Source organism: Desulfovibrio sp. GTC20076 (assembly GCF_055385905.1).
Genome location: NZ_AP039366.1, coordinates 1,307,272 through 1,333,198 on the forward strand (window position 1 = coordinate 1,307,272; position 25,927 = coordinate 1,333,198).

General features: G+C 56.5%; 23 protein-coding genes. 19 read left to right on the forward strand and 4 right to left on the reverse strand.

The annotated features are described in order from the left end of the window. The first annotated feature begins 7 nt into the window (after positions 1 to 7). The 12 genes from ACZ495_RS05775 (at position 8) to ACZ495_RS05830 (ending at position 14,469) form a co-directional block, all read left to right on the forward strand. Positions 8 to 1,039, forward strand: coding sequence for a hypothetical protein (locus ACZ495_RS05775; protein WP_464262819.1), 1,032 nt, complete (start codon positions 8 to 10; stop codon positions 1,037 to 1,039). Positions 1,040 to 1,060: 21 nt separating this feature from the next. Continuing rightward, on the forward strand, positions 1,061 to 3,112 hold the full coding sequence (gene fusA, locus ACZ495_RS05780; RefSeq protein WP_072311310.1) for an elongation factor G: 2,052 nt from the start codon (positions 1,061 to 1,063) through the stop codon (positions 3,110 to 3,112). Between the two features lie 6 nt (positions 3,113 to 3,118). Next, positions 3,119 to 3,958 carry a 16S rRNA (adenine(1518)-N(6)/adenine(1519)-N(6))-dimethyltransferase RsmA gene (gene rsmA / locus ACZ495_RS05785; protein WP_072311311.1) on the forward strand — a complete coding sequence of 280 codons (840 nt, stop codon included), beginning with the start codon at positions 3,119 to 3,121 and terminating at the stop codon, positions 3,956 to 3,958. Positions 3,959 to 4,068: 110 nt separating this feature from the next. After that, positions 4,069 to 4,341, forward strand: a complete 273-nt coding sequence (locus tag ACZ495_RS05790) for an HU family DNA-binding protein (RefSeq protein ID WP_464262891.1) — start codon at positions 4,069 to 4,071, stop codon at positions 4,339 to 4,341. A gap of 343 nt (positions 4,342 to 4,684) precedes the next feature. After that, entirely contained in the window at positions 4,685 to 4,888 is a 204-nt protein-coding gene (rpsU, locus tag ACZ495_RS05795) for a 30S ribosomal protein S21 (RefSeq protein ID WP_012624720.1), read from the forward strand. A 113-nt stretch (positions 4,889 to 5,001) separates the two neighbouring features. Then, on the forward strand, positions 5,002 to 5,469 hold the full coding sequence (locus tag ACZ495_RS05800) for a GatB/YqeY domain-containing protein (RefSeq protein ID WP_072311317.1): 468 nt from the start codon (positions 5,002 to 5,004) through the stop codon (positions 5,467 to 5,469). A gap of 274 nt (positions 5,470 to 5,743) precedes the next feature. Continuing rightward, the gene (locus ACZ495_RS05805) at positions 5,744 to 8,197 is read left to right on the forward strand and encodes an endonuclease MutS2 (RefSeq protein WP_464262820.1); all 2,454 of its coding nucleotides are present in this window, start codon (positions 5,744 to 5,746) and stop codon (positions 8,195 to 8,197) included. Between the two features lie 287 nt (positions 8,198 to 8,484). Beyond that, complete coding sequence (gene dnaG, locus ACZ495_RS05810) at positions 8,485 to 10,227, forward strand: DNA primase (protein ID WP_012624717.1); 1,743 nt, start codon at positions 8,485 to 8,487, stop codon at positions 10,225 to 10,227. Then, positions 10,214 to 11,983, forward strand: coding sequence for an RNA polymerase sigma factor RpoD (gene rpoD / locus ACZ495_RS05815; RefSeq protein ID WP_012624716.1), 1,770 nt, complete (start codon positions 10,214 to 10,216; stop codon positions 11,981 to 11,983). The genes dnaG and rpoD overlap by 14 nt, the downstream gene beginning before the upstream one ends. Before the next feature lie 163 nt (positions 11,984 to 12,146). Beyond that, positions 12,147 to 13,148, forward strand: coding sequence for a thermonuclease family protein (locus ACZ495_RS05820; protein ID WP_464262821.1), 1,002 nt, complete (start codon positions 12,147 to 12,149; stop codon positions 13,146 to 13,148). Beyond that, on the forward strand, positions 13,145 to 13,921 hold the full coding sequence (queC, locus tag ACZ495_RS05825; protein ID WP_072311318.1) for a 7-cyano-7-deazaguanine synthase QueC: 777 nt from the start codon (positions 13,145 to 13,147) through the stop codon (positions 13,919 to 13,921). Before ACZ495_RS05820 ends, queC begins: the two co-directional genes overlap by 4 nt. Then, positions 13,903 to 14,469, forward strand: a complete 567-nt coding sequence (locus ACZ495_RS05830) for a serine/threonine protein kinase (protein WP_072311313.1) — start codon at positions 13,903 to 13,905, stop codon at positions 14,467 to 14,469. Before queC ends, ACZ495_RS05830 begins: the two co-directional genes overlap by 19 nt. A 497-nt stretch (positions 14,470 to 14,966) precedes the next feature. Here the strand turns inward: ACZ495_RS05830 and ACZ495_RS05835 are convergent, their stop codons facing one another. Continuing rightward, positions 14,967 to 15,860, reverse strand: coding sequence for a Rossmann-fold NAD(P)-binding domain-containing protein (locus ACZ495_RS05835; RefSeq protein ID WP_012624712.1), 894 nt, complete (start codon positions 15,858 to 15,860; stop codon positions 14,967 to 14,969). 270 nt (positions 15,861 to 16,130) lie between these two features. Between ACZ495_RS05835 and ACZ495_RS05840 the strand changes: the two genes are divergently transcribed. The 7 genes from ACZ495_RS05840 (at position 16,131) to ACZ495_RS05870 (ending at position 22,424) form a co-directional block, all read left to right on the forward strand. Further along, entirely contained in the window at positions 16,131 to 16,787 is a 657-nt protein-coding gene (locus ACZ495_RS05840) for an HAD family hydrolase (protein ID WP_012624711.1), read from the forward strand. A 2-nt stretch (positions 16,788 to 16,789) separates the two neighbouring features. Continuing rightward, positions 16,790 to 17,512 carry an ATP-binding protein gene (locus tag ACZ495_RS05845; protein ID WP_394027561.1) on the forward strand — a complete coding sequence of 241 codons (723 nt, stop codon included), beginning with the start codon at positions 16,790 to 16,792 and terminating at the stop codon, positions 17,510 to 17,512. Positions 17,513 to 17,703: 191 nt separating this feature from the next. Then, the gene (gene metA / locus ACZ495_RS05850; protein ID WP_296983614.1) at positions 17,704 to 18,648 is read left to right on the forward strand and encodes a homoserine O-acetyltransferase MetA; all 945 of its coding nucleotides are present in this window, start codon (positions 17,704 to 17,706) and stop codon (positions 18,646 to 18,648) included. Between the two features lie 34 nt (positions 18,649 to 18,682). After that, on the forward strand, positions 18,683 to 19,126 hold the full coding sequence (locus tag ACZ495_RS05855) for an RrF2 family transcriptional regulator (RefSeq protein WP_012624708.1): 444 nt from the start codon (positions 18,683 to 18,685) through the stop codon (positions 19,124 to 19,126). After that, the gene (gene nifU / locus ACZ495_RS05860; RefSeq protein ID WP_012624707.1) at positions 19,110 to 19,946 is read left to right on the forward strand and encodes a Fe-S cluster assembly protein NifU; all 837 of its coding nucleotides are present in this window, start codon (positions 19,110 to 19,112) and stop codon (positions 19,944 to 19,946) included. The genes ACZ495_RS05855 and nifU overlap by 17 nt, the downstream gene beginning before the upstream one ends. Positions 19,947 to 19,950: 4 nt before the next feature. After that, entirely contained in the window at positions 19,951 to 21,105 is a 1,155-nt protein-coding gene (nifS, locus tag ACZ495_RS05865) for a cysteine desulfurase NifS (protein ID WP_012624706.1), read from the forward strand. A 236-nt stretch (positions 21,106 to 21,341) separates the two neighbouring features. Further along, complete coding sequence (locus ACZ495_RS05870) at positions 21,342 to 22,424, forward strand: bacteriohemerythrin (protein WP_296983609.1); 1,083 nt, start codon at positions 21,342 to 21,344, stop codon at positions 22,422 to 22,424. A gap of 299 nt (positions 22,425 to 22,723) precedes the next feature. On the opposite strand, the gene nrdG is transcribed toward ACZ495_RS05870, so the two are convergent. The 3 genes from nrdG to ACZ495_RS05885 all read right to left on the reverse strand — a co-directional run bounded on the left by nrdG (position 22,724) and on the right by ACZ495_RS05885 (position 25,851). Next, positions 22,724 to 23,251 (reverse strand): anaerobic ribonucleoside-triphosphate reductase activating protein, encoded by a 528-nt coding sequence (gene nrdG, locus ACZ495_RS05875; protein WP_394027563.1) that lies wholly within the window; start codon positions 23,249 to 23,251, stop codon positions 22,724 to 22,726. Beyond that, positions 23,244 to 23,414, reverse strand: coding sequence for an anaerobic ribonucleoside-triphosphate reductase (nrdD, locus tag ACZ495_RS05880; protein WP_041724025.1), 171 nt, complete (start codon positions 23,412 to 23,414; stop codon positions 23,244 to 23,246). Before nrdD ends, nrdG begins: the two co-directional genes overlap by 8 nt. Positions 23,415 to 23,595: 181 nt before the next feature. After that, positions 23,596 to 25,851, reverse strand: coding sequence for an anaerobic ribonucleoside triphosphate reductase (locus ACZ495_RS05885; protein WP_072311817.1), 2,256 nt, complete (start codon positions 25,849 to 25,851; stop codon positions 23,596 to 23,598). Positions 25,852 to 25,927: the final 76 nt, after the last annotated feature.

Below are 25,927 nucleotides of genomic sequence, written 5' to 3' on the forward strand. Positions count from 1 at the left end.
GCCTGCCATGTCTGCACCGACACCCCCGAGCACTGGCGACACGCCTGACATCAACTGGCCCCAATGGCCCCAATGGATGGAAGACGCACGCCTGGACGACAGCCTGGCCGCAACCGCCTACGAAGAAACGCCGCCGTCATGGCGGGCCGCCATAAAAACAGGGTTGGCTCTGGCGCATATGCATTTCGGCTCCAGTGCCGGGCATGGCTGCGAAACACAGAACAACGACCGGCTCGGTTTCTGGCGTGAACATGAAAACCATGCCGCAGCCTGGACGGTCATTGCCTTTCCGCCGTCTTATGCGGCGGCGGCACGTCTGGCAGCGGCATGCATCTCTCCCATTTTGGCCGATGTTCCTCTGGTGGGCGCTGTATGCATTGGGGGAACGCCCCACTCATCCGCCCTGGTCAGTCTGGAACTAAGCGGCGTGGAAGATATTTTTGTGCTTGACGTTCATGCTCTGCATGCACTGCTGGAGCAGTGCGGTCCCGGCCCGGGGCGCCTCCTGTTGCTGCACACAGGCGAACTGGAACTGACTGCCGCCTTTGCCCGAACTCTGGGCCTGCCCTGCTGGGAGGAAGCCCACCCCCCGACACTGATCCTGCCCCCGGCAGAGCCAGGAGAAATATCCGGCACGTGTACCGAAGCCCGGGCATTTGACCCGAAAGTGCTGACCTTTGCACAGGCCGGAGCAAATTTTGTTCAGAGCGCCCCCACGGTGCACCCGCCTTTTTCTGAAAATGCAGGGCAAGACACGCCGCCGCACGGCGCATCAGCGCTGCACGCACCCGCACAGGATGTTTTTTTACCGAATGCAACGGAACGTCTGCTACCTGCTGCCGGAATGATCCCGTCAAAACCGGATGCGCAGTATGTTTCCTCCGGCCATGCCCGGCATGCCGCCTGCTGCCGTAAAGACGGCGCACTCCCCTGCGCTCCCCTGCTGACCCTGACTCCGGGCTGCGAGGGTTTCTGGCTGCATCCCGGCCTTACACCGGATTTTTTTCGCGTACACAGTCTGGCCTTCGGCCTGTTATAACCAGCCAGCCCGGGAGCCGCCATGTCGAGCCAGTCCAGCATTGACCGCATCCGCAACATCGGCATCATAGCCCATATCGACGCAGGCAAGACCACCCTGTCCGAACGCATGTTGTTTTACAGCCGCAAAATCCACCGCATGGGCGAGGTGCATGACGGCGCAGCCACTATGGATTTCATGCCCGAAGAGCAGGAACGCGGCATTACCATCATGTCGGCCTGTACGACATGCCAATGGAACGATCATAGCATCAATCTTATCGATACCCCTGGGCATGTGGACTTCACCATTGAAGTGGAGCGTTCCCTGCGTGTGCTGGATGGGGCCGTCGGCGTGTTCTGCGCCGTGGGCGGCGTGGAACCGCAATCAGAAACCGTCTGGCGGCAATCTGAGGATTTCGGCGTTCCCAAAATAGCGTTTATAAACAAGATTGACAGGATAGGCGCTGACTTTGAGGCGGTACTGGCCGCCATGCGCCAGAGACTTGCCGCCAATGCCGTCGCGGTTACCATCCCCTTTGGGCAGGGTGAAGATTTCTGTGCCATTCTTGACCTTGTTCATGAAGAATGCCTCACCTTTGATGAGAACGATCAGGGGCAGACCATACATCATGCTCCTTTTACTCCAGAACAGGCTTCGCTGGCTGGCCCATGGCGCGAGCAGATGCTGGAAAAACTGGCCGAAGCCGATGAAGATTTTCTGGTCAGCTATCTTGAAAACACCTTAGACACCAATGTCATTCACGCCGCCATGCGCCGGGCCACACTGGCCCGCCTCGTAACTCCGGTCTTCTGCGGTTCGGCCCTGCGTAATGCGGGCATACAGCCTGTCCTTGATGCTGTATGCCGCTGGCTGCCTTCGCCCCTGGATGTCCCTCCCCCGGTGGGCCTGGACCTTCAGGGCCGTGAGATTACGGTTATGCCTGATGGCGATGCTCCGGCCGTAGCCCTTGTCTTTAAAGTCCTGCTTGAAGAAAACAGAAAGCACTGCTTTCTCCGTATGTATGCAGGGCGCATCCATGAAGGTGACAACCTGTACAACACTGCACAGAGCAAGGACGACCGCCTGAGTCGCCTCTACAGGCCCCATGCCGACCGCCGCGAGCAACTGGAACAGGCCTCTGCCGGGGAAATAATCGTGGCCGTCGGCCTGCGCTCGGCCCATACCGGCGAAACATATACCGCCCGTGACAGGCAGCTTTCACTTGAAAGCATTGAGGCCAACGCGCCGGTAATTACCCTCGCCCTTGAGCCGCGCAATGCCGATGAAGGTAAAATTCTGGATGAAGCCCTGACGCGCTATGCCGAAGAAGACCCCACTCTAAAAGTGCAGATGGATGACGATACGGGAACACGCATGATTTCCGGCATGGGTGAGCTTCATCTGAATGTGCTGCTGGAACGCATGCGGCGGGAATACGGCATCAGCCCACGCTCAGGCAACCCGCAGGTCGTCCTGCGTGAAACCGTGCGCAAGGAAGCCGCCGCCACTGTGACCTTTGACCGTGAACTGGGCAAAGAGCGCCATCAGGGTACGGTCAGCCTGCGTGTGGCCCCCCGGCTGCGCGGGAGCGGCAATGCCGTGGAGATAGGCAGTTTCTTGCCTGAAAATCCCGACGAAGCACGAAAAATCCTGCCCCGCATGTACGTGGAGGCCGCCATCGAGGGGGTGCGCGATGCCCTGCAAAGCGGTGATATCACAGGCTACCCGGTCACCGATGTGGCCGTGACCCTGGCTGGCATGGAACGACGCGACGGGCTGACCACGGCTCCGGGCTGCCATATGGCAGCGGGACAGGCACTGCGCGAGGCACTGGCCGCCGCCGCTCCCGTAAACCTTGAACCTGTCATGCGGGTTGAGATTTCCGTACCTGAAGATTTTCTGGGCGCTGCCATCAGTCTTCTCAACACCTGCGGCGGAAAAGTGGAAGACCTGGAAGACCACGGCGGGCGCAAAACCCTTCGCGGCACTGCTCCCCTGCGCCGCCTGTTCGGTTTTTCCACCTCCTTGCGCTCGGCCACACAGGGCCGGGCCGGACTGGTGATGACCTTTGACCGTTTTGACCTGCCCTGAGGCCCCATGCCTGCCGCATTCCCCCATATGAAAAAAAATATTGTCACACATACCCCACGGGCCAAAAAAAGTCTGGGCCAGCATTTTTTACGGCGCGAAGACATCTGCTGTCGTATTGCGGCGCTCATTGCGCCAGCCGCCCAGGATCGCATCATTGAAATCGGCCCCGGACCCGGCGCGTTGACCCGCGCCATTGAAGCCACCCCCCATTCCCGGCTGCTGCTGCTGGAAAAAGACCGCCACTGGGCCGCCGAACGGCAGCGTCTGGGCGGTGCCAACACCCAGGCCGTACTCATTGATGCCCTGAAGTTTGCATGGCGGCGCATCAGCCCTGAAGAGCCGTGGAAAATCATAGGCAACCTGCCCTACAATGTGGCTTCTCCCCTGATCTGGGACATTTTCTCCCGGTCCACAGGCTGGCAGCGGGCAGCTTTTATGGTGCAGAAGGAAGTGGGCCAGCGGCTGGCGGCCCATCCCGGTACAGGACATTACGGTGCGCTTTCGGTATGGGTGCAAAGTTACGCCCGCCCCCGCATGGAATTCGTGGTGGGTCCAGGCGCGTTCAGCCCGCCCCCCAAGGTAGATTCCGCGGTTCTGAGCTTTGAGCCATTGCCCGCCAATGAACGCCCCGCACATCCGGAACTTCTCTCGCGTCTTCTGCGGATATGCTTTCAGCAGCGTCGCAAACAGCTTGGCGGCGTATTCCGCCGCGCCGCGCAGCCGGGCCTTGAAAAATCCCTGCACGATGCCTGCATTGACCCGGCCTTGCGCCCCGAAGCCCTGACGTGCTCAGATTTCCAGCGTATAGCCGCTTTTTGGGCTTCACAGCTTGACAACAGGGCATAAAAAGTTTTCAGTCTATCCATAATCTTGCTGCGTTGTATGCCTTCCGGCTTTTTCATCGCCAGGAAGGCCGCCTGAAACAACGCGGGGGAACCTTTCAGGAGGACATGCTGATGACTAAGGCTGATTTTGTCGAAAAAATAGCTGCCAAGGCCAATCTGACCAAGGCGGCTGCCGAACGGACCCTCAATGCCTTTCTCGCTTCTGTCGAAGACGCTCTTGTCAAGGAATCCAAACTCACGCTTACCGGTTTCGGCACATTCGCAGTGGAACACCGCAAGGCCAGGCAGGGCCGCAACCCCCGCACCGGGGACACGCTCACCATCCCGGCGTGCAAGATTATCAAATTCCGCCCGGGCAAAATTCTCAAAGATTCTCTCAACTAGGTATCTCGCCGTTCGCCGCGGCATACGGATGCCCCGGTGAAAGCCCGCCCGACCACGCGTCAGGCCGGGTACGCCTGGGTAAACAAAGCCTGATTGTCGCCGATGCTGGGAATCGGCGACAACCGCTTATGCAAAACAGGCCGCTTTGCCGCAACTGGTGCTGCCGGTAGCAGTCTTTTTTACTGCACATGCTGTAATGGCGAAAAAGTCTTGCCTTTTTTCAGCCTTCGGGCTATAGAGACTCTTCACTTGCGACACTGTCGCCAGTCCGTAAGCGGGCAACCCCCGTTCGCGGTATTTTGGGGCCATACCTATCGGCCCTTCGCAGAAGGGGGTGATTTTCTTGCCCGGAGTTTTTCTTAACGAAGACGACTACAACTTCGACATTGCGCTGCGCCGCTTTAAGAAACAGGTAGAAAAGGCCGGCATTCTTTCTGAAATGAAGAAACGCCAGCACTACGAAAAGCCCAGCGTCATGCGCAAAAAGAAGAAGGCCGCCGCCCGGAAGCGGTTGATGAAAAAAATCAGGAAGATGAACATGGCCTAACCGGGGGCGCATGCATGCGCCCGGGGCCTTGCATCCGGCCAGTTATGCGGGAAGCCCCTTTTGGGGGTTTCCCGCATTTTCTGCTTTACTCCACCCTTCACCACACCACTGCCATGACCGTTACCACCACACTTTTTGAACAGATTGAAAAAGACTACGTTCAAGCCTACAAGGCCAGAGACAGTGTGCGCCTGACAGTGCTGCGCCTGTTGAAAACAGCGGTCAAAAACCGGCTGGTGGACCTGCGGCGACCTGGCGGCAGCCTTTCCGATGAAGAAATGCTTGATGTCATCGTAAAAGAAGGCAAGCAGCGGCAGGATTCCATTGAGCAATACACGGCCGCCCAGCGACCCGACCTTGCTGAAAAAGAGGCTGCGGAACTGGCCGTGCTCAAAGACTATCTGCCCAAGGCCCTTGGGCAGGAAGAACTGACGGCCCTTATTGAAAGCACCATAACCGCACTTGGCGCCGCTTCGCCCAAAGATATGGGTAGGGTCATATCTACCATCATGTCCAGTCATAAAGGCCAGGTAGACGGCAAAGCCCTTTCTGAGGCTGTAAAAAAACGCCTGCAATCCTGACCCGGTCCAACTGGCCCGCCTGCGCTGCAAAGCAGGTGGCAATGCACCATTTTCAGCCGCTTTTTCGCAATGGTGGATGTACTGCGGCCTTCCAGATGCGGAACTCACCCTGCCGTCCGGCCTTGGGCCGTTGTAACCGGGAGTTGCCTCGCAAGATGGAAACACTGTGTGTCCGGCAAAAACGCACTCTCCGGGGTACTCGGGCCTTCAGGTCCGCCGGGGGTTGCGTCCTTTTTTCTGCGACAAGCCATTTCATTGCTCCCGAGGCATCAGCATGATTCACGCCCGTACGCTCCAGGCCCTGGAATATAATAATGTTACCGACTATCTTGCCTCGCTCTGTATTTCCGGCGTGGGGCGCGATCGCGCACTGGCGCTTGCTCCGCTGCCCCAGGCCGAGGATGTAAACCTGGCGGCACGGGTCTATGAAGAGGCGGCTGACTGGTCTTCCCGGCCTGCTGCCGGAGGGTCGATATTTATCCTTAACGCCTTTCCCGACGTCACAGGTTTTTTGCACGCCGCACAAACCAGCCGCGGCCACGCTTTTCAGCCGGATGTGGACGCTTTCTGGGCGCTGCGTGAAGTTTTGCGTCTGGCACGCGATGCCCACGCCGCCATTGCCGTACCCGAAGCACCAAGACAGTGGCCGCATTTGTTGGCCCTGGCCGATGGCACGCCTTTGCCTGTGCAGCTTACGGCGGCTCTTCTGCGCTGTCTTTCAGATGACGGCCTGCTGAAAGACGAAAGTTCGCCCGAACTTTACCGCCTGCGCGGCGAGTTGCGCCGCCTGCATCAGGGCTGCATGCGCAAGGTCAAGGACTACGCGCTGCAGTACAATATGCTTGCCTATTTGCAGGACGAATTCATGACCCTTTCGTCCGACCGCTATGTGCTGCCCCTCAAGGCCAACTTCAAGGGGCGCATGCAGGGCATCATTCACGACTGGTCGCAAACGGGCGAAACCTGCTACTTTGAACCCATGTTTCTGGTGGAAATCAACAACCGCCTGCAAGAATTAAAACGCGAAGAGCGCGAAGAAGAACGCAAGGTTTTGCTATACCTGCGCACTTTGCTTGAAGCAGAACTGCCTGGCGCTCAAGCTGCCCTTGAATTGCTGGCCCAGCTGGACCTGCTGCAGGCCAAACGCCGCCTGGCAGCCCTTCTTGACGGCCGCTGCCTGCCGTTGACCCCCGTGGCCGAAGGCATACAGCTGCTCGACGCCCGCCATCCCCTGCTCTTGCTCAACAGGGTTAAAAGCGCAAACGGCTCTGCCACGGATTCAGGGCATACCCAAAAATCCGCCGCACGGGCGGCAGCAGCCGTAAAACCTCTTGATATCGTGCTGCGGCCTGGCGAACGCGCCCTGATTATCACAGGCGGCAATGCTGGCGGCAAGACGGTCTGCCTGAAAACGCTGGGGCTTATCGCCGCCATGACCCTTAGTGGCCTGCCGGTTCCTGTGGGGGCTGGCTCCCATCTGCCCTGGTTCAGCCGCATGGACGCCTTTATTGGCGACGAACAGAGTCTTGCGGACAATGTTTCTACCTTTACGGCGCAGATCGAGCACCTTGCCAAAGCCTGGAAGCACCTTGACGCCAGCGGCATGGTGCTGCTTGATGAATTCGGCGCTGGCACAGACCCGGCCCAGGGCGCTGCTCTGGCCCAGGCGGTACTTGACGAATTGCTCGACAAGCATACCTTTGTACTGGCAGCCACACATTTTCCCGCGCTCAAGAGCTATGCCCTGACCAGGGAAGGAGCGCGCGCGGCCTCCATGCTGTTTGATCCGCAAAGCAAAAAACCCCTGTTCAAACTGGCCTACGATCAGGTGGGGGCCAGCCAGGCCCTTGATGTGGCACGCGAACACGGGTTACCGGAAAGCATTGTGCGCCGTGCAGAGCATTATCTTTTGCAGGACGGACAAGATGCCACTGCCCTGCTTTCCAGGTTAAACGATCTGGCCGCAAAGCGCGAAGAAGAACTGGTTATTTTACGGCAGGAACAGGACAAAACCCGGTCTGCCGCCAGACACGAGCGCGAAAAGCTGGAAAAAGAACGGTTGCGCCTGCACGATGAGGTGCGGACCAAAGCCTCCGAACTTATGCGCGCGTGGAAAGAAGGCCGCGCAACCCACAAGCAGGCCCTGAAAGAAATGGCCCGCCTACGGGCTTCGCTTGTTCCTGATGACACTGCGGACAAAAGCGGCTCTGTTTTACCCATCGCTGAACATTTTGTGGTGGGCCAGCAGGTTCTGCACACTGTTTTCAATAAGCGCGGCGTGGTCACCGATGTGGATGAGCGGCGTAACCGTGTGCGCCTCGACATGAACGGCGTCAACCTGTGGGCCGAGATGAAGGCCCTGCGTCTGCCCGGCAGCCAGGGAAACCCGCAGCCCGTTGGCAAGCCTTCTTCCATCTTGGCCGCAGCGCACGGCTCGTCCTCCACAGGCGGAGGCGGCGCACGGCCCGCTGGAGCCGCCACTGGAGCCTCACTGCGCCTTGACATGCGCGGACTTCGTGCTGATGTTGCCCTTGCAGAACTCGAGCAGTTCATGGATAAGGCTTTGCTGGCCGGTTTTCGGGAAGTCGAGGTGGTCCACGGACGCGGTACGGGGGCTTTACGGCGCCAGGTTCATGAATTTTTGCGCACCTTTCCGGCAGTGGAAAGTTTTTGTCTGGCCCCCGAAGACAGAGGTGGCGATGGCATGACCATTGTAATCCTGCGATAGTAACAGCTTACAGATAAAAAATTACCAAAAACGGATTCATCCGGCGTAATCACGGTGCAACAAAGATACCGGCAAGACCACATATGCGGTACGGCAAGGCCGTTTTCGCACACGCCAGTGAAAAAATCCGCTGCACAGCGGCGGCATCATAAAAACTCCCCGATGCCACGGCATGCAGCAGGACTGTGCAAGCAGTCTGCCACTTCGTCTGTACGCAGCACGAACGCCCTGCCCGGCAGGTGCATAAACAGTTTTTCCAGTAAAGCGGAAAGGAAGATTATCAGTCAATGCAGTCCAGGGATGCCATACGTGCCATCAAGGAGCGCATGAATATTGTGGACGTTGTGCGCCGCTATGTAGAGCTGAAGCGCAACGGGCCGCGCTGGGTGGCGCCCTGCCCTTTTCATCAGGAAACAAAACCGTCCTTTTCCGTCAATGAGGATCAGGGCCTGTTTTACTGCTTTGGCTGCCATGCTTCGGGCGATATCTTCGATTTTTACAGCCGTATCAACGGGCTGGATTTTAAAGAAACGCTTGAACAACTGGCTGCCGAGGCGGGCATAACCATCGAACGCGGTCCCGGCGGTGCGCGCCGCCAAGGTGAAGAGCGTGAGCGCCGCTCTTCACGCCAGCAGATGTTGCGCATGTACGAATTGGCTGCAGGCCATTTTGCGGCTACGCTCAACGGCCCGGACGGTGCAGAATGTCGCACATATATGGAAAAACGCGGCCTCAGCCAGGAAATTGTGCAGCATTTTGGCCTTGGCTGGGCCAAAAGGGAATGGCAGTCACTGGCAGACTCGCTGCGCCGTGCGGGCTTTGACGCCCGTATGGCAATCGAGGCTGGCCTTTTGGGGCAATCCGATAATGGGCGGGCGTATGACCGCTTCCGGGGGCGGCTCATTTTTCCCATCAAGAGCCTATCCAACCAGATCATTGCCTTTGGCGGACGCATCATTGCCGATGAAGACGAGGCCAAGTACATTAATAGCGCCGACACGCCTATCTATAAAAAAGGCGAGCACCTCTACGGCCTGGCGCAGGCTCGCAAGGGTATGGTCACCAAAGGGCGCGCCCTGCTGACTGAGGGCTACATGGATGTGCTTACCCTGCACCAGTTCGGCTACGACAATGCTGTGGGGGTTCTCGGCACAGCCCTGACGCCGGAACAGATCAAACGGCTCTCGGGTTTTGTTTCGCAACTGACCCTGCTCTTTGACGGCGACCGGGCCGGGCGCAAAGCCGCCCTGCGTTCCTGCGAAATGCTGCTCACACGCGGCCTGGCCTGTTCGGTCGTGCTTATGCCCGAGGGCGAAGACATCGACAGCCTGCTACGCGGTTCAGGACCGGAGGCATTTGAAGAACTGCAAGCCCAGGCCCCGGACGGGCTGCGTTTTTGCGTGGACGTGCTCAAGGCTCTGGCCCCCAGAGAAACCGTAGAATGGGCGCGTAACTTCCTGCGTCAGGTGGAAATTCCCGAACTGGTCAGCCCGTATGTTTCGCGGCTGGCCGGGCACCTGCAACTTTCAGAAGCCGACCTGCGTGAAGGGCTTATGCAGTCGCGCGGGGTAAAAAACGACAAGACACGTCCTGGTTCAAACAGTTTGCCGTCGGGGCGTGTCCTGCAAAACATTCGCGACCGCGAAATCATGATGTTCGCCGTGCGTTACCCGCACCGGCTGACAAACATGCTTGAACTCGGGGCCGACCTGGCTCTGCAATCGGCAGTGGCGCGTCAGTTATGGGACAAAATTGAAACCCACGGCGCGGATGAGGTATTTCACCATCTGGACCAACGGGAAAAAAATTTCTGGTGCAAGTGCTGCGGCCCCGAGGCCGCCCCGCGCGATAACGGCGACAGGGAACTGGAATCATTGCGCCATTACTTGAACAATTACTACGCTTCGGCGCAAAAATCTTCTTTATCCGCAGCCTTGAGGGCCAACACCGGCACGGGTGACTTTGAGGCTGATATGGACTATCTTCGCGCACTTAAGGAAACCTTGGAGAAAGGGCATGAGCAGTCTTAAAGATATCCAGCAGATTCAATCACTTATTGCCAAAGGCAAGGGTGCGGGCTTTTTGACCTTTGAAGAGGTCAACAAAGCGCTGCCCGTTGAAATGAGCACGCCCGAGCAGTTTGAAGAGATCATAGGCATCTTTGAACAGCTGGAAATCGTTATTGTGGACTCAGAGAAGGACGGAAAAAAAATTTCGGCCACTGCCTCTGAATCTGACGAGGAAATAACCGACAGTTCCCTTGATCTGTCTGAGGACGAAGATACTGCGGACTATTCTTCCCGCAGCACAGACCCCGTGCGCATGTACTTGCGCGAAATGGGGGCTGTTCCCCTGCTTGACCGCGATGGTGAAGTTGTTATCGCCAAAAAGATTGAAATGGGCGAACAAGACGTGCTTTATGCCCTTGTTGAAGTTCCTGTGGCAGTTGAAGAGCTGATCAATGTGGGCGAAGACCTGCGCCAGAACCGCATCAAGCTCAAGGATGTGGTAAAAACCATTGAAGAAGACGACCCCAGCGAAGATGAAATGAACCAGCGTTCGCGCGTCATCCTGCTGCTGGACGAAATCAAGCAGACCTTCAAGAAAAAACGCAAGATCTATAAAAAACTTGATGTCTGCACCTGCATGGATCGCCGCGTCACCGCCGTGCAGAAAGAAATCATCTGCTTCAAGGAAGAAATTGTTACCCGCCTGCGTGATATCAAGCTGGAAAAAACCCTCATTGACCGCATTATTGAAACGGTTGAGGACTACGTGCGCCAGATGCACAACTGCCAGCGTGACCTTTCTGCCTACATTCTTGCCACCGGCCGTACCCAGGCGGAAATTCAGGCCATGTTTGACGGCCTTGAGCAGCGCGAAATCAATCCGATGGATGCCGCCCGCGACCTCAAGCTCAGTGTGGACGAACTCTTTTCCTTCAAGGAAATGATCATCGGCAAGATTGAAATCCTCAACCGCCTGCAGGAAAAATGCTGCCATAACGTCACGGACCTTGAAGAGGTCCTGTGGCGCATCAAACGCGGCAATACGGCGGCCATGCGCGCCAAGCAGGAACTTATCCGCTCCAACCTGCGCCTTGTGGTTTCCATTGCAAAAAAATATACCAATCGTGGTCTCCAGTTCCTCGACCTTATTCAGGAAGGCAATATCGGCCTCATGAAAGCTGTGGATAAGTTTGAGTATCAGCGCGGCTATAAATTCTCTACGTATGCTACATGGTGGATCCGGCAGGCCATTACCCGCGCCATTGCCGACCAGGCGCGCACCATCCGTATCCCCGTGCATATGATTGAAACCATCAACAAGCTCATACGCACATCGCGCTACCTTGTGCAGGAGCTGGGCCGCGACCCCACGCCCGAAGAAATCGCCGAACGTATGGAATACCCAGTGGAAAAGGTCAAAAAGGTACTCAAAATCGCCAAAGAACCCATTTCTCTGGAAACTCCTATCGGCGATGAAGAAGATTCAAGCCTGGGCGATTTTATTGAAGATAAAAAAGCTGTGGCCCCGGCAGAAGAAGTTATCAACACCAAGCTGTCGGAACAGCTGGCCGCAGTGCTGGCAGACCTCACCCCTCGTGAGGAGCAGGTTTTACGCAAACGCTTCGGCATTGCTGAAAAGAGTGATCACACCCTTGAAGAAGTGGGCAAGCTCTTTAACGTGACCCGCGAACGTATCCGGCAGATCGAGGCCAAGGCTTTACGCAAACTGCGTCATCCCGTGCGCAGCCAGCCCCTGCGCTCTTATTACGAAAACTGATTTCCCGGCAGCGGCCTGGCATGCTGCCAGGCCGCTGCCGCATGATACAGGCCAGGGCATACGCTCTGCGCGGCATACCAAAATCCGCAAGGTTTTCCGGACAGCCGCCGGGCGAATGCCGGTAACAGCAAAAACATTGCAGCCCATGTAACAGGATATGGCCGTGTTTGTGTCAGTATTGTCCCGGCTTGGACGGCATTGCGCCGTTGTTATGGTCTTCGGCCTTCTTTGCCTGTCGTTGTTTTTCTCGTCCCCATCTTCTTCTCTGTCGGCAGAAACGGCCGGAAAACGTACCTCCCCCGATGTCCCGCCTGCTACGGTTGCCGTAACGCCCCCCCCCGCCACGCCCACTGCGGTTGCCAGTAGCTCCGGCAATATTCCTGACAGCATTGCCCAGCCAGATCCAGCCGGACCTGAAGTTCCGGGCAAGGAAAGCAAAAACAATTCCGGGCAGCCCGCACCTGCACCGTCCGGCATGGCGGCAGATACTGCCGTGGGGCAACTGAGCGACAGCACAAAAATTGTTTCCGAAGACAGCACAAGGGGAAATGCCGATGCTCCCCGTGCAGAACCGCTGCCTCAACCGCTTGGTACTGTGGCGCACTGTTTTGACGGCGACACCTTTAAACTGACGGACAGGCGCGTTGTACGGCTGGCCGGCATTGATTCGCCAGAACTGTCCAAGGGCCGCATAAAAGCCCAGTTTTTTGCACGCGAAGCCAGAGACCAGCTCAACACGCTCACCAAGGGCCAGCAGGTGCAGCTTCTGCAAGCAGGCGTCAAGCATCGCGATTCACACGGCAGAATTCTGGCGGAAGTGTTGCTGCCGGACGGCACGTCCCTCAACGAAATCATGATCCGCAATGGCGCGGCCTATTTTTACCCGCATCAGGATCTCAGCCCGCAGCTTCAGGAACGCCTCCGCAACCTCCAACATGAGGCCATAGCCGGGCGTCGCGGCATGTGGGCCTTTCTGCTTTCGCAACCTGTTGCCAAGAATACCTATCTCGGCAACAAGGAGTCTTTACGCTTTTTTCCCGCAGACTGCGCCGAGGCCCAGCACATACGCCCGCGAAACCGTGTGTATTTCGGCAACCTGATGGATGCCTTCATGGCAGGCTACGCTCCTGCGCGGGTGTGTTCCTTCTGGCTGGTGACGCCATGAGCCGACAGTCCCCGGGCAGAACCACGTCAAGTCCGCTGGCCGACCAGACAGCCCTGGTCATTTTTTCCGGCGGCCAGGACTCCGCAACATGTCTTGCGTGGGCTCTGGACCGCTTTGCCCGTGTCCGCACACTGGGTTTTGACTACGGCCAGCGCCATGCCGTGGAATTGGCCTGCCGCCAGAACCTCCGTGAAAAACTGGCTACTCTCAACCCGCAGTGGGCCGCCCGCCTGGATGCGGATTGCTTGCTTGATATCGGCCTTTTCCGCCAGCTTGCCAATACCGCCCTCACCTCTACCTCGCCCATTGAAGATAAACCAGAGGGTCTGCCCAATACCTTTGTTCCGGGCCGCAATCTCATATTTATCCTGCATGCCGCCGCATGGGCCTACGGGCTTGATATCCGTCATATGGTCCTTGGCGTATGCCAGAGTGACTCCTCGGGCTATCCAGACTGCCGTGACGACAGCATCAAAGCCATGCAGGTAGCCCTGAATGTCGGCATGGACGCGAATTTTGTACTGCATACGCCCCTCATGTGGCGCAGTAAAAAAGATGCCTGGACCCTGGCGGAAGTTCTTGGCGGGGCAAACCTGGTTGACCTGATCGTTGAGGAAAGCCACACCTGTTATGAAGGGCAGCGCGGACAGCGGCATCCCTGGGGCTACGGCTGCGGGCAATGTCCGGCCTGCCGTCTGCGGGCGGCGGGATATACCGAATACCTGACCGAAAAGTCCGAAGCAAAGGAGCGGGTATGTCCAAAAAGCAATTAAGCGCGGCCCAGGGCGTTGAGGTGGCCTGTATTCTTTTCACTCTCAACACGGATCCCGAGGGCATGGTGCGCCTGGCACACAGCGCCCTCCTGCCTCCTGCCTACCTTGAAGGCCCGGGGGCCATCCGGTTTTGTGCGGAATGGCGGGCCTTCACCCATGCCGTTATCACAGCCGGGCTTATGCAGCACGCTCCAAACAGTGTGCTCATGGCCTACCTGCGCCAGACAGGGAACCTGCTGAGCCGGACGTCCGCGCCTTTGAATGAAGAATGCGGTCAGGCCGCCGAACATCAGGAGACAATTGCCCCCGAAGAACTGGAATCCTTTGTGGATGGCCCGTTTGCCGGATATATGCCCTTGCTTGCCCAAGGGCAGCAGGCCCGCTGCCCGGACCTTTTCTGCCAGCGTCTGGCGTCGGAAACGGCTCGGGCCAAAGGCGAAGCAAGCCCACCCGATGATCAGTCCAAAGCGCGTTTGGCCGCGACCATGGCCATGCTTGTAAGTGCGGTGTGGGACAAGCTGGAAAATTACGAATTCCTGGCCGATTAGAGCATTTTCATATTGAAGCGCCCGACGCCTGCATGAGCAAAAGTCCGTCATGAAGGTAAACGTAGATTCGGCACTTGCCTGAAAGATATACGAAAAAATGCAGCATTGTTTATCAGCCTTGCTGAGCACTGTAACAGGCGCATCTTAAGCTTTGAGGGTATATATTTTAATATCACCCGTTTCAGGATATGTATTTGAGGTAGTCCTTCAATGCACAACAGCCCGGGTACCCCGGGCTGTTGTGCATTGAAGGACTACCTCATAAAACTTTTTTGCTGCAGAAAAGCAGGCTGTCTGCCCCTGCCTGAAGTGGCATCCCTTTTTGTCCTTAAAGGCTCCCGCAAATAGCGCGCCCCCGCAACGGTTCCATGCGCCGCTGTTGCCCGGCCCTGGCTGCTGTGACGCCAGGACCTAAGGGGGCATCACCCCATAAACAGCTACCGGCCGGCAGCAGAAGCTTCAAGACCAGTATGCCTTATAAACAGGACCGTTTCCGGTCAGGAATCGTCATTGTCCAGAAACACCCAGTGCAACATGCGCTTGTGCACCCGCAGGCGGTATTCAGACTGCTGGATAAGCATGGACGCCTTGTTGTTGCGCAGAATATCATTTTCTACCCGGATGGCATTGATGGGCGGCGCGCTGAGCATGATGCGCACATGGGGCCTTGCCCTGGACAGCAGTTCACTGCAAATGTTCCACCGCACATGCTCTTCTTCCGTGAGGCCCTTGCGGCAGCCAGCAAAAACATAGTCTGCGCCCTTCACAGCTTCTTCCGGGGTATCCACAAAAGTCACATCCGTTCCCAGTTCGGCAACGATCCTTTTCAGGGGTGCCGGGTCTACATGAGAAGGCAGGGCCACGCGCAAACTGAAGGGGAACCACGCCGTGGCCTCCACCAGTGAATGCAGGGTGCCGTTGAGGCAGCCAAGCCAGCCACAGGTGACATTGCCGAGATTGCGTGAATTGCGCAGCATGCAGGCAATATCCGCCAGGGCGTGTGCCGGATGCGCATCCGGGCTGCCGGCGTTGATAAGGGGGAAACTCAGGTCGATTCTGGCGGGATCCCAAGAAGCGACGGGTAGCCCGTAGGTATACAGGCAGTCCACATAATAACTGAATATGGGCATGAGCTGTTCGCGGTATTCGGCGAGTTCCGAACGCCATACGCTGCGGTTGCCCTCATACACCACGGCCCCACCCAGCTGCCGCACGGCAGCTGACACGCAAAGTCTTTCCGGCAGCGAGTGCTGGGCAAAAATGAGCACAGCCACACGTTCCGTCATGAAGTTCGTTCTGGTCTTGGCCTCCGGCATGCCCATGGCCTGCTGCACAAGCAGCCAGCACGCCTTTTCTCCCAGCTTTCTGATGGTCAGAATATGTCGAGCCATAAATCCTCCGTGACGGGCGTCACATACGTTGATTCTGCCCGGTGCTATGACCTTAACAAGCTGCCATGCCTCTGTCCAGAAGTACTGCGCAACGTCTTGACAGCATATGATAAATGTCTCGCACAGAAACATGCAGCCGTCAGCGGCATTTTACAGAACGCTACAGGCCGTTAAAACCCACTGTTTTTTTGACCGCGATGCGGGCTTGTGATTCATAGTGCTTTTCCGCTACACTGTTTTTACTGCTGCAAAGAATACATGGGAGATTTGATGAGAGTCTTTTTCTTTGACCTGGACGGTACCCTGCTTGATACGCTTGGCGATATCGGCAATGCCTGCAATGCCGTACTGGCCCGGCACGGTTACCCCACGCACCCTCTGGCGGACTACAGACGCTTTGTGGGACGGGGCTTTGACAAGCTGGTACGCGACACCCTGCCTGCCGCAGCAGAGCTTGAGCCGCCGGCCCTGACACAACTGGTGGAAGAAACCCGCCAGCACTACGGCCGCCATATGTGCGACACCACCCGCCCCTATGAAGGCATCATCCCGGCACTGGAAACCTTGGCCGCCAAGGGATGCCCGCTGGCCGTGCTTTCCAACAAGCCGGAAGAACATACGGTGGATCTGGTGCAGCGCTACTTTCCTTCCATCCCCTTCGTTCTTGTACGCGGCGGCAGAAAAAATGTTCCTCTTAAACCACAGCCGCAGGCCCTGCTGGACATGGCTGAAACAATGCATACTTCTGTGGCCCGGGTCCTGTACGTGGGCGACAGCGACGTGGATGTGCAGACCGCGCGCAACGCGGGCACAACGTCAGTGGGTGTGGCCTGGGGTTTTCGCGGCCCTGCGGAACTGCGCGCCGCTGGAGCCGATCATATCATCGACGCCCCGGCCCAACTGATTGAACTGACGGTGGAGATATAGCCATGGCAAAACGTCTTATTATCGAAATTGACGAAGACAAGTGCAACGGCTGCGGCCAATGTGTACTGGACTGTGCCGAAGGCGCGCTGGCCATAGTGGACGGCAAGGCCAAACTCATACGGGACTCTTACTGCGACGGGCTTGGCGCATGTCTTAGCTGTCCTGAAGGAGCTCTGCAGCTTATCGAACGCGAGGCAGAAGAGTTTGATGAGGAGGCGGCCCTGGCGGCCAAGGCTGAGCGCGAAGGAACAGCCCCTGCCCACGCAGGACACGGGGCGCAGGGCATGACGCCCAGACCGGGTGGATGCCCGGGCAGCATGGCGCGTGCTCTCAAACCTCTGTCCCCAGTTACGGCGGCGGCCAACCCCGGACTTGCCGTGGATCTGCCCTCCTGGCCTATCCAGCTGCGGCTTGTTCCTCCCACAGCCCCGTTTCTCAAGGGCGCTCAGATACTGCTGGCCGCCCACTGTGCTGGCTTTGCCCTGCCCAATCTGCATAAAGACTGGCTTGCCGGACGCATACCTGTTATCGCCTGTCCCAAGCTTGAAGATAATGCGGCCCTTTTGGAAAAGCTCACAGCCATCATAAAATCGGGACAGATCGCAAGCCTCACAGTACTGCGCATGAGCGTGCCGTGCTGTGGCGGGCTTGAACACCTGGCCCAGCAGGCCCTTAAAGGCGCACAAAGTGACCTGAAAATGGAATGTCATGTGGTCAAGCTCTAGCAGCAGACAACAAAAAAACGCAGACGACGGCGTTAAAAAGCAGCGCCAGTTATAGCGTCTTGACAAAACATATCTAATTGCTATGTTTTAAGGGCGGGTCCCGCCCGCTTGCGGCCGGGACCCGCCAATGGTGCGACAGCGTTAACATTACGCTGTACCCGCATTGCAACTTTAGTGTCAAGGAAGAGGATATGCCCATCAAGATCCCGGCGGATTTGCCCGCCTGCGCCGCCCTGGAAAGTGAAAACATCTTCGTAATGACCGAAGACCGCGCAGTCGCTCAGGACATACGCCCTCTGGAAATAGTCATCGTCAACCTCATGCCCACTAAAATCGCCACTGAAACCCAGTTGTTGCGACTTTTGGGCAACTCCCCTCTTCAGGTCAACATCACCCTGCTGCGCACCGAGGCGCATGAGTCCAAAAACACACCGGCTCAGCATCTTGAACGTTTTTACAAAACATTCAGCGAGATACGGCACGGCAGCTTTGACGGCATGATTGTCACCGGAGCGCCGGTGGAACATCTGCCCTTTGAGGATGTGGACTACTGGCACGAACTGCTCGACATCATGAATTATGCGGCGAGCCATGTTTACTCCACCCTGTATATCTGCTGGGCGGCCCAGGCTGCGTTGTACCATTTTTACGGCATCCCCAAATTCAGCCTGCCGCAAAAAATCTCAGGGATTTTCAACCACGACATTCTGCTGCCGGACTGCCGCCTTTTCCGCGGCTTTGACGACACATTTACCGCGCCGCACTCCCGCAATACCGAAGTGCGCGCAGGGCACATCCTTGAAACGCCACAACTGCGTCTGCTTGCACAGTCGGAACAGGCCGGAGTAACGCTTGTAGAACGCGTTGACCATTCACAGGTTTTCATGACCGGCCATCTGGAGTACGACAGAGGCACACTGGACGCGGAATATCGCCGTGATGTGGACAGGGGCCTGAAACCGCGTGTACCGGAACATTATTATCCCCATGACGACCCCGCCGCTATGCCGCGCATGAACTGGCGGGCACACGCGCATCTGTTTTACTGCAACTGGCTTAACTATTACGTGTATCAGGAAACTCCGTTCAGCCTTACCGCCATCGCTCAAAACCGCGAAGCGCGGGCTGGCGCATAGCCTAATCCGGCCAATTGCCGAAACGAGGAGCCTTATGCGATTTTCGACCAGAACCCGTTATGGATTGCGTTTTCTGCTGCGTCTGGCAGCCCAGCCCCAGGGCAGCCTTTTGCAACTGGGGCAGGTAGCCCGCGAGGAAAACATTTCTTCGGGCTACCTGGAGCAGATCGTCCGGGCCTTGCGTCCCATGGGCATCCTCCGGGCCGTGCGCGGTTCCGGCGGCGGCTACGCCCTGGCAAAGCCGCCTGCAGAAATTAATATGGAAGAAGTTTTTCAACACCTTGAAGGCGAAATTTCTCCGGTGCGCTGCCTCAGCAAGGGGCGTTCATGCCAGAGAGAAAAGCAGTGCTCCACACGTGAATTCTGGAGCGAACTTGACGGACACATACGCAGCTTTCTGCAGCAAAGAACCCTGCAGGAAATCATAGAATCAGAGAAGCACTCCGCTTCGGGAGGCAATTATGTGGAATTACACTGAAGCCGTTCATGACCATTTTCTGCGCCCGCACAACGTGGGACCCCTGGAAGGAGCCAATGCCATTGGCGAGGTGGGCAGCCTGGCCTGTGGCGACGCTCTCAAACTCTATCTCAAGATCAGCGACAAGGGCATTATCGAAAATGCCACCTTTGAAACATTTGGCTGCGCCAGCGCCATTGCCTCCAGCTCGGTGCTCACGGATATGATCAAGGGTATGTCTGTTGAAGACGCTCTCAAGGTCAGCAACAAGGACATAGCCGATGCCCTGGGCGGTCTGCCCAAGCAGAAAATGCACTGCTCCGTCATGGGACAGGAAGCGCTGGAGGCCGCCATCCGCCAGTGGAAGGGCGAGCCGCCCGTGCCCCATGCGCATGAAGAAGGCAAGCTGGTCTGTAAATGTTTTGGTGTCACCGATGCACAGATCATCCGCGCCATTCGCGAAAACGGCCTCAAGACCGTAGAAGAAATCACCAACTACACCAAGGCCGGCGGAGCCTGCGGCGAATGCCTGGATGAAATCGGCGAAATCCTTGCTGCCGAACTCAAGCAAAAGCCACTGGTGGAACTGAAGCCCAAGCCGCGCATGACCAACGTGCAACGCATGCAGCTGGTGCTCAAGACCATAGAAGAAGAAATCCGCCCCGTGCTTGCTGCCGATGGTGGCGATATCGAGCTGGTGGATGTGGACGGCTTGCGGGTAGTAGTGTCCCTGCGCGGCCGTTGCTCGCAGTGTCGCGCCAGCGATGTAACCATTCGCGACCTCGTGCAGCGCCTCTTGCGTGAACATGTTGAACCAGATATTGTAGTTGAGGAGGCATAGGGACATGAGAACCATTTATCTCGACAACAATGCCACCACTGCTGTAGCTCCCGAAGTGCGGGACGCCATACTGCCCTATCTTTCCGAACTGTATGGCAACCCTTCAAGCATGCACACCTTCGGCGGACAGGTGGCCGAGGCGATGGAAAATGCCAGGCAGAGCCTGGCCAGCCTTCTTGGCGCCAGCCCCGATGAAATCCTGTTCACCTCGTGCGGCTCGGAAAGCGACAGCTCCGCTATCTGGACGGCCTTGCAAACCCAGCCCGATAGACGTCACATCATCACCACCCGCGTTGAACATCCTGCCGTGCTTAACGTTATACAGCACTGGGAGCGACACGGATACCGCGTCACCTACCTTGCCGTGGACAACAAGGGCAGACTCGACATAGACGAATACGAACAGGCCCTGTCCGGCGACACGGCACTTGTATCCATCATGTTTGCCAACAATGAGGTCGGCAACATTTATCCCATACAGCGCATGGCCGAAATGGCGCATGAAAAAGGCATACTCTTTCATACCGATGCCGTACAGGCTGTGGGCAAAACCCCCATAGACCTTGAGCATCTGCCTGCCGACCTGCTCTCGCTCTCCGGCCACAAGCTGCATGCGCCCAAGGGCATAGGCGCCCTGTACATCCGCAAGGGAGTACGCTTCCGCCCCTTCTTGCGTGGCGGGCATCAGGAACGCGGGCGCCGGGCAGGCACAGAAAACGTACCCTATATCGTGGGCATGGGCGTGGCTGCCCAGCTGGCCCTGGATCATATGCAGGAAGAGCGCGTACAGGTAGCCATGTTGCGCGACAAGCTTGAAGCCGGTATTCTGGAACGCATCCCGGACTGCAGGGTCAATGGCGATGTGGAAAACCGCCTACCCAACACCACAAACATCGCCTTCAAAAATGTGGAAGGAGAGGCTATCCTGCTCATGCTGGACAGGCTGGGCATCTGCGCAAGCTCCGGCTCGGCCTGTACTTCGGGCAGTCTTGAGCCTTCGCATGTGCTCAGGGCCATGGGTGTGCCCTTTAATTACGCCCACGGCTCTGTCCGGCTCTCCCTGTCACGCTACACCACCGAAGATGACGTAAACTTTGTTATCGAGCACTTCCCACAGGTTATCAAAACTCTCAGGGCCATATCGCCCTTCAAAGACTAACAGTTATCTGATAACAACAAGACAGCACAAACGGGTTACTCCCCGCCGGGCACTGGAAGAATTCCAGACAAGCCCCGGCGGGGCTTCGTCAGACTCCAAGCCTCAAGAACCAAAGATTTGCCTCATCCGTTAACCTGCCGCCCGGCAGGCCCTGTACTTCCAGCACAGTCACCCGGCCGGAGCCTGCGGGTTCAGCCCACGGCAAAGGCCATACCCATAATATATAAGGATACCGTATGCCTGTATTCATCATACTTTTGGCCTTGGCTCCCGCTGTAAGCGCGGCCGGCCTGCTTATGCCTTTTCCAATATCATACATGGCGGGCGGCGCGGGCCTGCTCTGCGGCTTCAGCGGGCTTTATTTTCTTTACCAGGACCTGCTCAAGCCCATGAAAAACATTTCCCACAGTCTCCAGCAGCCCGGGGCGCTCCACCTGCCCCACGATACGGACTGTGGCATCCTGCGCGAACTGGCGGACCTTATGACCGTTCACGGTGAAGATCGCTCACGTACGCTGGCTGCAAACTTGCGCGATCTCGAAAAATTTCAGCATGAATCCGCTGAATGGCGCGAAAAATACAAAATCGCCATGACCGGTCAAATCATGATCAGAGACAGCCTGCACGAAGTGGTGGGCAAGATGCACAAACTTTCTTCTGATCAGGCCGAACAGATCAGAAAATTGCTTGAAGTGCATCCGGAACTGGCGCAGGAATCGCTTTTTAACGGTTTTACAGTGCAGTGGCTGGACAAGATTATTGCCGAACTCGAGTATTGCGAAAGCTACGTGGAACAGATGACCGCATTTCTGGGCGATCCGGAAACAGACCCGGTTACCAACCAGGTGGAACAGCAAGAAGAGTATGTTCAATGGTCGGACGATTTTTCCACTGGCGTTCCTGTTATTGACGGACAGCACAAGCTGCTGCTTTCATACATTAACAAATTGCATCGGGGCATCATGCAGGCCGAGGCTTCTGATCTCTTGCTGGAAATACTTGATGCCTTGGCCGGCTACGCCTTTACCCACTTCAATACGGAAGAAATTTTCTTCGCCCACTCCGATTACCCGGCGGCAAAAGCACATATTGAAATACACCAGCAGTTCAGGGATAAAGTTCTTCTTTTCCGCGAATCCGTGCTTGAAGGCAAATCAGGTGTGGACCTTGCCCTGCTGGACTTTCTGAAGACCTGGCTTGTGGAGCATATTCAGGGTATGGACGTTTCTTTCGCTCCCTATGTGGCCCCGAAGCATGGCGCGAAAAAACCTGATGAAGAAGACGCTGCGACCAACACAGAAGCAACACAGGCCATTTAAAGAGCATCCCTGACATCGGACCGCGTAAAGAGAAGAGCCTCCGCTTTTTGAGCGGAGGCTCTTCTCTCTACAACACATTTTGCTCTTGAAAATTATATTTGATGTTCTTATGGCAGTCACTCCGGCGGTTAACCGCGCAGCCAGGCTGCGTGTGCAGTTGTGACGACAGTGCGGGTAAAATGCCGTGTACCCGGCTAGTTGGCAGTAAAACCGAGTTTGCCCGGCCCGAAGTATCAGTTGAAGTTTACAGTTTCTGCATGGCTGCTCTTCGCCCTTTCAAACTAGCCTGAACATATCTGTCATGTTGTGAAAACAGGCAAACCCGCCACAAGACGTTTGCGCTCAGACCTGTCCAGAAGCCGCTGGTTGGAGCTGCCTCTGAAACGCAATTCCATATCCCGCAGTTCTTCCACATACGGCCCGTCAATCAGCAGGTCCGTCAAGTCCAGCAAACGCGTAATCCAAGGGTCATGAACAGCCATTTCTTGCAGGGTTTCAAATGTATACCCTGTATAGGTAACCACCGTTTTGCCCCTTTCATGTACGCCCTGGGCCACGGCACATAAAGGAGCGGCCTGTAAAAAAGGCTCCCCGCCAGAAAGGGTCACCCCCGCAAGCAGCGGATTTCCATCAAACTGCTCAAGAGCAGCCTTTGTTGTAAAAAGAAAGCCACCCTCAAGGCTGTGCGTTTGCGGATTATGGCAACCCCGGCAGCGATGGGGACAGCCCTGGGTAAAAAGCACATATCGCAGCCCCGGCCCATCCACTATGGATTCCTCCACAATGCCGGACAGGCGCAAGGGCTGCGACATCACATCTTCAGGCATGCTTTACCCGGTCGCGCTCCTCGGCGCGCTTGGCATTATTGAAGCGATCAAGCGTACCCACGAGATAGCCGGTGATACGGCGGGTGCGTTCAAAGCCCATGCCCTGCCCCACCAGCGTTTGTGTGGGCTTCACTTCCTCGTACAGACGCGACTTCATCAACATTGGTTTTCTCCTTGGTCTTTGAAACAATACGGTGAATATTCCAGGCCGCAGCAGCGGCCGCCGTAGCTACATAGCGCCACCAATCAACAGTGTTCATTTCGCGCGGCGCGATACGTCCGAAAAACCCGGTTCCGGCTGACTGAGCCGTTACAACGCATGGCGTTGCAATGGGTGATCCGGCCTAGTTCCACTTGGGAATATGCGGATATTTTTTCCGCAGTTCTTCCAACAATTCCGGGCTGATGCCCTCGCCTTCCTTGCGGCCGCATCGCGGGCAGCAACCGTTAATCACGCCCACGTAGCCGCACAGGGGGTCGCGGTCAAGGGGATGATTGACCGAGCCATAGCCCACGCCATTATCGTGCATGAAGCGGATAATGCTTTCAAAAGCTTCTGGATTTTTGCACGTATCGCCGTCCAGCTCCACATAGGTGATGTGGCCCGCATTGGTCATAGCGTGGTAAGGGGCCTCGATCTGAATCTTTTTGAAAGCCTTGATCGGATAGTACACCGGCACATGAAAGGAGTTGGTGTAGTAATCCTTGTCCGTAATACCGGGGATACTGCCGAACTTGGCCTTATCCAGCCCCACAAAACGACCGCTGAGGCTTTCTGCCGGGGTGGCGATAAGAGAGAAATTCAGCTTGGTTTTTTCCGCTTCTTCATCGCAACGTTTGCGCATGTGGCGGACGATCTCCAGACCAAGTTTCTGCGCTTCCTCGCTTTCGCCGTGGTGCACGCCAAGCAGAGCCTTGAGAGTTTCAGCCAGACCGATAAAGCCCATGGTCAGCGTACCGTGCTTGAGCACTTCTTCCACGCTGTCATCCCAGTCAAGCTTGCCGGAATCAAGCCAGATACCTTCGCCCATCAGAAAGGGATAGTTGCGCACCTTCTTTGAGCACTGCACTTTAAACCTGTGCATGAGCTGACGAAAAACCAAGTCAATCCTGTCGTCAAGCAGGGCGTAAAACCTTTTTATATCACCTTGGGCTTCCAGTCCCAGACGGGGCAGATTCACAGAGGTGAAGCTCAGATTGCCCCGCCCGCAGGTGACCTCACGGTCCTTGTCGTACACGTTGCCGAGCACACGCGTGCGGCAGCCCATATAGGCCACTTCGGTATTGTAGTCACCGGGCTTGTAGTACTGAAGGTTATAAGGGGCATCCAGGAAGCTGAAGTTCGGGAAAAGCCGCATGGCTGAAACGTCTATGGCCAGTTTGAAAAGATCGTAGTTGGGATCTTCGCTGTTATAGTTGACCCCGGACTTGACCTTGAAAATCTGCACGGGAAAGATGGAGGTTTCTCCATTCCCCAATCCGGCCTTGGTGGCTTTGAGCAGGTTTTTTGTGACCATGCGCCCTTCGGCTGAAACGTCCGTACCATAGTTGATGGAGCTGAAAGGCACCTGGGCGCCCGCACGGGAATTCATAGTATTCAGGTTATGGATAAGGGCTTCCATAGCCTGATAGGTGCGGCGTTCGGTGTATTTGAGGGCTTCTTCAACAGCGTAGGCGTGGGCTTCGGCCACCATGGCCTCCTGCCCTTCGGGGGCAACTTCGCCAAGACGGCGGCACAGCGCGTCCACAGAGCCGAGACGGGGGCACAGCGCCGCCTCAGCAAGCAGCTTTTCAGTAAAGGCAGCCGCTTCTCTTGCGTCCACATGCAAAACAATGCGCACAAAAGAAGAAAAAGCGCGCTCGTATTCCTTGCGGTAGGTTTTTACAACCCCCTCGGCCATGGCAAAGTCGAAATGAGGCACGCTCTGACCGCCGTGCATTTCATTCTGGTTGGCCTGAATGGCTATGCAGGCCAGGGCCGAATAGCTTTCAATGGAATTCGGTTCACGCAAATACCCGTGCCCAGTAGAAAAACCATTTTTAAACAGGGGGATAAGATCTATCTGGCAGCACGTTTCCGTGAGCATATAGAAATCTTTGTCGTGAATATGAATATCACCGTGAATATGGGCTGCCGAAGCGTCTTTGGGTAAGATATAGTTATCTATGAAAAATTTTGACCCTTCGGAGCCGTATTTGAGCATGGTGCCCATGGCCGTATCGCCGTCAATATTGGCGTTTTCGCGCTTGATATCCTCATGGATGGCGGCGGAATACGTCAGCTTTTTATAAATATCCATGAGATACGATTCCGCATTGCGAATTTTCGTATGCTCGGCACGATACAGGATGTAGGCCTTGGCGGTTTTGGCGTAATCATACTGAATCAATGATTCTTCAACCACGTCCTGAATTTCTTCAACGTGCTTCAGACCACGTTCATTCAGCTTTTTGCAAACTTTTTCGGTGACGAATAAAAGGTCAGTGGGGGACATATCCTCGCCCCCCACAGCCTGATTGGCCTTGGTGATGGCGTTGAGGATCTTGACTGAATCAAAGGGCACTGCCGTGCCATCGCGCTTGATGATGCTGGCGGGCATGGAAGAAAGCTCCCGGAACATAGTGAACAGGGCCGTCCAGAATATGGACGCAAATACCGATACCTAATGGAGGGGC

What these genes read in the sequence shown, in the direction of transcription:
- ACZ495_RS05790 (WP_464262891.1), top strand. Translation starts at nt 4,069, where the DNA reads ATGACTAAGGCTGATTTTGTCGAAAAAATAGCTGCCAAGGCCAATCTG.
- ACZ495_RS05805 (WP_464262820.1), top strand. Translation starts at nt 5,744, where the DNA reads ATGATTCACGCCCGTACGCTCCAGGCCCTGGAATATAATAATGTTACC.
- ACZ495_RS05870 (WP_296983609.1), top strand. Translation starts at nt 21,342, where the DNA reads ATGCCTGTATTCATCATACTTTTGGCCTTGGCTCCCGCTGTAAGCGCG.
- nrdD (WP_041724025.1), bottom strand. Translation starts at nt 23,414, where the DNA reads ATGTTGATGAAGTCGCGTCTGTACGAGGAAGTGAAGCCCACACAAACG.
- ACZ495_RS05845 (WP_394027561.1), top strand. Translation starts at nt 16,790, where the DNA reads ATGGCAAAACGTCTTATTATCGAAATTGACGAAGACAAGTGCAACGGC.
- rsmA (WP_072311311.1), top strand. Translation starts at nt 3,119, where the DNA reads ATGCCTGCCGCATTCCCCCATATGAAAAAAAATATTGTCACACATACC.
- dnaG (WP_012624717.1), top strand. Translation starts at nt 8,485, where the DNA reads ATGCAGTCCAGGGATGCCATACGTGCCATCAAGGAGCGCATGAATATT.
- metA (WP_296983614.1), top strand. Translation starts at nt 17,704, where the DNA reads ATGCCCATCAAGATCCCGGCGGATTTGCCCGCCTGCGCCGCCCTGGAA.
- nifU (WP_012624707.1), top strand. Translation starts at nt 19,110, where the DNA reads ATGTGGAATTACACTGAAGCCGTTCATGACCATTTTCTGCGCCCGCAC.
- fusA (WP_072311310.1), top strand. Translation starts at nt 1,061, where the DNA reads ATGTCGAGCCAGTCCAGCATTGACCGCATCCGCAACATCGGCATCATA.
- ACZ495_RS05775 (WP_464262819.1), top strand. Translation starts at nt 8, where the DNA reads ATGTCTGCACCGACACCCCCGAGCACTGGCGACACGCCTGACATCAAC.
- ACZ495_RS05855 (WP_012624708.1), top strand. Translation starts at nt 18,683, where the DNA reads ATGCGATTTTCGACCAGAACCCGTTATGGATTGCGTTTTCTGCTGCGT.
- nrdG (WP_394027563.1), bottom strand. Translation starts at nt 23,251, where the DNA reads ATGCCTGAAGATGTGATGTCGCAGCCCTTGCGCCTGTCCGGCATTGTG.
- ACZ495_RS05830 (WP_072311313.1), top strand. Translation starts at nt 13,903, where the DNA reads ATGTCCAAAAAGCAATTAAGCGCGGCCCAGGGCGTTGAGGTGGCCTGT.
- rpoD (WP_012624716.1), top strand. Translation starts at nt 10,214, where the DNA reads ATGAGCAGTCTTAAAGATATCCAGCAGATTCAATCACTTATTGCCAAA.
- ACZ495_RS05885 (WP_072311817.1), bottom strand. Translation starts at nt 25,851, where the DNA reads ATGCCCGCCAGCATCATCAAGCGCGATGGCACGGCAGTGCCCTTTGAT.
- ACZ495_RS05800 (WP_072311317.1), top strand. Translation starts at nt 5,002, where the DNA reads ATGACCGTTACCACCACACTTTTTGAACAGATTGAAAAAGACTACGTT.
- ACZ495_RS05840 (WP_012624711.1), top strand. Translation starts at nt 16,131, where the DNA reads ATGAGAGTCTTTTTCTTTGACCTGGACGGTACCCTGCTTGATACGCTT.
- nifS (WP_012624706.1), top strand. Translation starts at nt 19,951, where the DNA reads ATGAGAACCATTTATCTCGACAACAATGCCACCACTGCTGTAGCTCCC.
- queC (WP_072311318.1), top strand. Translation starts at nt 13,145, where the DNA reads ATGAGCCGACAGTCCCCGGGCAGAACCACGTCAAGTCCGCTGGCCGAC.
- ACZ495_RS05835 (WP_012624712.1), bottom strand. Translation starts at nt 15,860, where the DNA reads ATGGCTCGACATATTCTGACCATCAGAAAGCTGGGAGAAAAGGCGTGC.